The organism is Aequorivita sediminis (assembly GCF_032080575.2).
In the GTDB taxonomy this organism is placed as follows: Bacteria; Bacteroidota; Bacteroidia; order Flavobacteriales; family Flavobacteriaceae; genus Aequorivita; species Aequorivita sediminis.
Genome location: NZ_JAVLSO020000024.1, coordinates 1 through 1,656 on the forward strand (window position 1 = coordinate 1; position 1,656 = coordinate 1,656).

The window sequence follows — 1,656 nt, forward strand, 5'->3', positions numbered from 1 at the left end:
AAAAATAATGAATCCATTGTTATCTAGAGCGGCTTTAAAACGATATTATTTTCGATTCTTAAATATGGATATTTTTTATCAGGTAAAAGAAAGCCTTCCATATAAGCCAAAATCACTTCAAATAGGGTCGAAAATTCAGTCATAAGCCCTTTGAGCCTTTTTTTCAACACTTCTGGTCCCAGAATAGACGAGAGTCTGGTAAGGTTATAACAGATCATCATCAGGTTTACCTCAGAGAGTACGTTTTGCTTCCCCTTCATCAATGTATAGGTAAATCCCCATTGTCTTTTCAGTGTCCCAAACTGGTGCTCGGTTACTTGTTGTCTGAGTCTATAGTATTCAGGTTTTTCTCTTACTCTTTTTTGGTTTTCGTCCAGTGCCTCCTGGTAAATGGAGCGTTCTATAAAGCGTCCGTTTTTATTTGTGGTGCACATCGCTCTTTTGGGACATAGCCCGCAGGCCTTTTTGTTCTTGTAATGTTTGACCTTGTGACCAGCTTTATTGTATATACTTCCATTGGTGGCCAATACTTTATTCTCCGGACAAGTGTAGGTATCCTTTATTTTATCATACTTGAAATCGACCATTGGATAGCGTCCGTTGTGATGCGAAGAATGGTCCTTCGGTGAGGAGTAAGGAGTTATCCCGTTCTTGGTGCATATTGCAAGATGTTTAGCCGTGGTGTATCCCTTGTCAGTGAGGATATCCATACTTTCCACTCCAAGGAGCTGCTTGGCGTCCAGTGCCATGGGCGAGAGCGCATGGGTGTCGTTCACGCTACCCGTATCGTTGTTTACCAAGAGCTTGTACTTCGCGTCGCAGCCCGCCTGCACGTTGTAACCTACATTGATGATGTTACGGTGTAGGATGACGGATCTTGCGTCGGGATCGGTAAGGCTAATCTGGCTCTCGCCACTTTCCTCCAACCTTTTTTCTATGCTGCGGAATCTTTCTTTTTTTGATTCCTGGTAAGCAACCTTTGTCTCGATTTCCTGTTCATCGATGTTCCCATCGCCTTGGTCGAGCTGATCTTGGTACTTCTTGATCTTATCGTCAATGTAGGCGATATGGCGGTCGATCTTCTTTTGGTTGAAATTGTTCTTTTGGGCATTCTGTGCCCTAATCTTAAATGAGTCTATCGCAATGGTCGCACCTTCTATAAGTTCCCATTCCTTGAGCAGTCCTACAAAATGTCTAAAGGCTAGCTTGAATGCCGCTGCATTGTTCTTTCTGAAGTAAGCGATTTTTCTTGCCGATGGGTGCAATCCTTTTAAGAGCCAGATAACCTCAAGGTTAACCTTGCAGGCATGTTCCATTTGGCGTGAGGAGCGAAGTTTGTTCTTGTACCCGTAGAGATAGAGCTTGAGCATATCTTTAGAATGGTAAGGAGGCCTTCCCTCGGAGTTGAGCACGTCCTGGAAACCAAGCTCTTCCATTGGAAGGATATCCACGAACATATCAACGGTACGTGCCCAGGAATCCTGCCCTACGCAAGACTCAAAATCCATCATTACCAATTGATCCCGATTAAATCCTGTTATAAAATCCATAACATCAAGATAGCCAATATTTTAATGCAATTTGGCCAATGGATAAAAGGTAATCAACAAAGTTATTAAGAAAGGGAGGTTATTGCGCAGTCTGACGTTTAGTATA

At 42.9% G+C, this 1,656-nt stretch carries 1 protein-coding gene; it reads right to left on the minus strand.

Features of this window, described 5'->3' with window-relative positions:
- Positions 1–23 precede the first annotated feature (23 nt).
- Complete coding sequence (locus tag RT250_RS13440; protein WP_313115397.1) at positions 24–1,550, minus strand: IS1182 family transposase; 1,527 nt, start codon at positions 1,548–1,550, stop codon at positions 24–26.
- Positions 1,551–1,656 lie beyond the last annotated feature (106 nt).